The 3,957-nt window shown below is 58.9% G+C and carries 5 protein-coding genes and 1 tRNA gene; 2 read left to right on the top strand and 4 right to left on the bottom strand.

Going from position 1 to position 3,957, the window contains the following annotated elements:
- Positions 1–139: 139 nt before the first annotated feature.
- Positions 140–1,465: a prephenate-dependent tRNA uridine(34) hydroxylase TrhP gene (trhP, locus tag HU811_RS25740; protein WP_186658867.1), complete on the bottom strand. Its 1,326-nt coding sequence runs from the start codon at positions 1,463–1,465 to the stop codon at positions 140–142.
- A gap of 147 nt (positions 1,466–1,612) precedes the next feature.
- Here trhP and HU811_RS25735 point away from each other — a divergent pair, with 147 nt between their 5' ends.
- Entirely contained in the window at positions 1,613–2,674 is a 1,062-nt protein-coding gene (locus tag HU811_RS25735; protein ID WP_092400379.1) for an AI-2E family transporter, read from the top strand.
- Here HU811_RS25735 and HU811_RS25730 read toward each other — a convergent pair.
- The 3 genes from HU811_RS25730 to HU811_RS25720 form a co-directional block, all read right to left on the bottom strand.
- Entirely contained in the window at positions 2,671–2,853 is a 183-nt protein-coding gene (locus HU811_RS25730; protein WP_047229260.1) for a hypothetical protein, read from the bottom strand. The two genes, HU811_RS25735 and HU811_RS25730, sit on opposite strands and share 4 nt — an antisense overlap.
- A gap of 88 nt (positions 2,854–2,941) precedes the next feature.
- On the bottom strand, positions 2,942–3,136 hold the full coding sequence (locus tag HU811_RS25725; protein ID WP_092400689.1) for a hypothetical protein: 195 nt from the start codon (positions 3,134–3,136) through the stop codon (positions 2,942–2,944).
- Between the two features lie 244 nt (positions 3,137–3,380).
- Positions 3,381–3,456, bottom strand: a tRNA-Asn gene (locus HU811_RS25720).
- A 233-nt stretch (positions 3,457–3,689) separates the two neighbouring features.
- On the opposite strand from HU811_RS25720, the gene HU811_RS25715 reads away from it, so the two are divergent.
- Positions 3,690–3,917 carry a hypothetical protein gene (locus HU811_RS25715; RefSeq protein WP_092456829.1) on the top strand — a complete coding sequence of 76 codons (228 nt, stop codon included), beginning with the start codon at positions 3,690–3,692 and terminating at the stop codon, positions 3,915–3,917.
- Positions 3,918–3,957: the final 40 nt, after the last annotated feature.

Here is a 3,957-nt window from a genome sequence, read left to right as displayed (position 1 = left end):
GAGCGAGCCTGCTCGCGATGGCGGTAGATCAGTCAATGACGATGTTGACTGTAAAGGCGCTATCGCGAGCAGGCTCGCTCCCACAGTTGTTTGGCGGTGCCTGCATTATTCGGGAACGTCTTTTGGATCAGTGCAGGCGCTACGACCCACGCACATCGCGCATCAATAACCCAAACCGCAAATCCACCGCATCGGGAATCGGCACGTACACCACATGCCCGTCTCCCGGTGCCACGTCGATGCCCTGGCCTTTGACGTTCTGCAACTGATGCAGGTCGAAGTGAAAGTTGCCCTTGGGGGTCATCAGTTCCATGTGATCGCCCAGGCCAAAGCGGTTCTTGACCCGGACTTCGGCCAGACGCTCGCGCCGCTGGCCGGTCAGTTCGCCGACGAACTGCTGGCGCTCTGATACCGAACTGCCGTTCTGGTAGTTCTGGTACTCATCATGCACATGCCGGCGTAGAAAACCCTCGGTGTAGCCGCGCTGGGCCAGGGATTCGAGATCGGTCATCAGGCTGCGGTCAAACTCCCGGCCGGCCACGGCGTCGTCGATTGCCCGACGATACACCTGGGTGGTGCGGGCGCAATAAAAGTGCGACTTGGTCCGACCTTCGATCTTCAAGGAATGCACGCCCATGCGGGCAAGCCGTTCCACGTGTTGCACGGCCCGCAGATCCTTGGCGTTCATGATGTAGGTGCCGTGCTCGTCCTCGAAGGCCGGCATCGATTCCTCCGGGCGGTTCGCTTCCTGAAGCAGGAACACCTGGTCGGTGGGCGCGCCGAGGCCCAGGGTCGGTTCGGCTGGCCAGGTTTGCACGATATCGCCGACCACGTTTTCCTGCGCCGGTTGTGCCGAATACTTCCAGCGACAGGCGTTGGTGCAACTGCCTTGGTTGGCGTCGCGCCGGTTCAGGTAGCCCGACAGCAGGCAGCGTCCGGAATAAGCCATGCACAGTGCCCCGTGGACGAACACCTCCAGTTCCATGGCCGGCACCTGCTCGCGGATTTCGGCGATTTCCTCCAGGGACAGCTCTCGGGACAGGATGATGCGGCTCAAGCCCTGCTGTTGCCAGAACTCGACGCTTGCCCAGTTCACTGTGTTGGCCTGCACCGACAGATGAATCGGCATCTGTGGGAAGTGTCGGCGCACCAGCATGATCAGCCCGGGGTCGGACATGATCAGCGCGTCCGGCGCCATGGCAATCACAGGTTCCAGATCTTTGAGAAAGGTACGCAGTTTGGCGTTGTGGGGCGCAATGTTCACCACCACATAGAAGCGCTTGCCCATGGTCTGGGCTTCGCCAATGCCCAAGGCCAGGTTGGCGTGGTCGAACTCGTTGTTGCGCACACGCAGGCTGTAGCGCGGTTGGCCGGCGTACACCGCGTCGGCGCCGTAGGCGAAGGCATAGCGCATGTTTTTCAGGGTGCCGGCGGGGGCGAGCAGTTCGGGAGCAACGAAGGGCATGGTGGCGTCTGGTCGCAAAAAGCGGCGAGGGTACGCCACCACTGGTCAAGCGCAATTGATCTGGATCAACTCAAGCGTGCAAAGGCGAAGGCACTCCGGCGAATCCTGGCTGACTAACGTTTATCGCGCCAAGGATATGGAAAACAAATGAACCGAAAGAGCTTGCAAGACAAATCCCAGATGCTGATGTTGATTCTGGTCACCATCGCTTTCATCTGGATCCTCCTGCCGTTTTACGGCGCGGTATTCTGGGCAGTGATCCTGGGGATCGTCTTTGCGCCGATGCAGCGCCGCCTGCAATTGAAACTCGGCTGGCAGCGCAACCTCACTTCGTTGCTGACATTGAGTATTTGCGTGGTGATCGCGATCTTGCCGGTGATCGTCATCAGTACGTTGCTGGTTCAGGAAGGAGCGGCGCTCTACAAGAGCCTGGAAAGCGGGGAGTTGGACATCGCCGATTATCTGGCCCGCTTCCGGGATGCCTTGCCGCCATACTTCCAGAATCTGCTCGACCGTTTCGGCCTGGGTAACCTGAACGGGCTGCGAGAGCGGATCGTCAAAGGTGCGATGCAAGGCAGCGAGTTTTTCGCCACCCAGGCGTTCAGCTTCGGCCAGGGCACGTTTCAGTTTCTGGTGAGTTTCTTTGTCATGATTTATCTGTTGTTCTTTTTTCTGCGTGACGGCCCTGAGCTGGTGCGCAAGGTCCGTACCGCCGTTCCCCTGGCGGAGTACCAGAAACGTCGCCTGCAGTTGAAGTTCAATCGGGTGGTGCGCGCAACCGTCAAGGGCAACCTGCTGGTGGCTATTACCCAGGGGGCGTTGGGTGGGCTGATCTTCTGGATCCTGGGGATTCCGACGGTCCTGCTCTGGGCGGTGCTGATGGCTTTCCTGTCGCTGCTGCCGGCCGTGGGCGCTGGTCTTGTCTGGGCGCCGGTGGCTTTGTACTTCCTGCTGTCAGGGGCCATTTGGCAGGGTGTGGTGCTGACGCTGTTCGGGATATTTGTGATTGGTCTGGTGGACAATTTCCTGCGTCCGATCCTGGTGGGCAAGGATACGAAGATGCCGGACTACATGGTGCTGGTCTCGACGTTGGGCGGGCTGGCCGTATTCGGTCTGAACGGATTCGTCATCGGCCCGCTGATTGCCGCGCTGTTCATGTCATGTTGGGCGCTGTTCGTCGAAAGCAAGCCGCGGGTGCGGTTGCCCTAGGCCGTCAGCAGATAAGGGCCGATACGTTGCGACAGGGCTTGGGCGGCGGGCAGAGAAGTCAGCGGACCGCTGATGGTGACGCCGTCCTGCACCAGATACCAGCAGGCCAACAGACCACGCTCCCTGAGCGGGGCGGGTACGGCGCTGCCAATGACAGACATGATTTGAACCTTGGGCATGGGAACCTCCATCAATCGATGGGGTTACCTTACGACTCAGCAGGGAGGAGGAAAAATCAACCGCTTCAATAGTAGGAATCGATGCTGCTCAATCGACCACCAGATCGAGCATGTGCACCACTTCCTGCTCGTTGAGCAGGCCCTTGCGCACCAGGTGTTGCGTCAGCAGTGAAAGGAATTTGGCGCTGCGGTGGCCTTCCAAGTGCTTGAGTTCAGTCAGCGCGGTGTACACCTTGCTGGAGGTGCACAGATCATTGTTGCGGTGAGGGTTTTGCGTGGGCATGCCTTCGTCCTTGTTGTTATGGAGATGTTTGTTGGCGGACAACGCCAGTTTGCGACGTCCTCATGACGTGCACGTGACGGTCGGGCCTGGCAAATTCAAGCAGGATTCAGACCATGATGCCTGTTCTGGCCTGACTGATTGTTCCGCCAGCGACATCGGCAGGCCTTTTCAATCATCAGCCCTTTCTTTCGCCCACAAAAAAGCCCCTGAATCTTTCAATTCAGGGGCTTGATTTGCTGCTGTCTGGCTCCACGACCTGGACTCGAACCAGGGACCCAGTGATTAACAGTCACTTGCTCTACCAACTGAGCTATCGCGGAATGACGCGTATGTTACTGATTGGAAAAGAGAAGTCAAGCTTCTCTTGCCGGCCGGCGCATTCCTCAGGTCCGTTGGCGATTAATCGGTGATTGCGGTTACCGCAACGGCAGGAGAGGGCTACCATGGTCCCCCGGAAGTGGCTGCACGCGCTGCCGGCCATTCGCCAAACAAAGGTTTGCGCCATGAATCATCTGTTACCGCTTCACACAGACAGCCACACCGAGGTGTGCCTATGAGCACCGTCCAGATCAGCTTGCCCAAGGGCGTGGGACCGCATGCCGAGAAACTCTACGATGCCATCACCCAGGCCAGCACCGCTGACGAACTGAACCGTGCCGGTGGTAAGGCCGAGGGGTTTGTCCTGGGGCTGGAAAGCACCAAGGCCATCAAGAGTCAGATTGCCGAGTCGTTGTATGTGATCTACGACGATGCCGCGAGTCAGCGGGCGACGGAGTTGTAGCCTCGACAAGTTGCTTTTGTGGCGAGGGAGCTTGCTCCCG

Source organism: Pseudomonas tehranensis, assembly GCF_014268615.1.
In the GTDB taxonomy this organism is placed as follows: domain Bacteria; phylum Pseudomonadota; class Gammaproteobacteria; order Pseudomonadales; family Pseudomonadaceae; genus Aquipseudomonas; species Aquipseudomonas tehranensis.
Note: the sequence above shows the minus strand (reverse complement) of the source record. Positions and strands in the feature narration are given on the sequence as shown.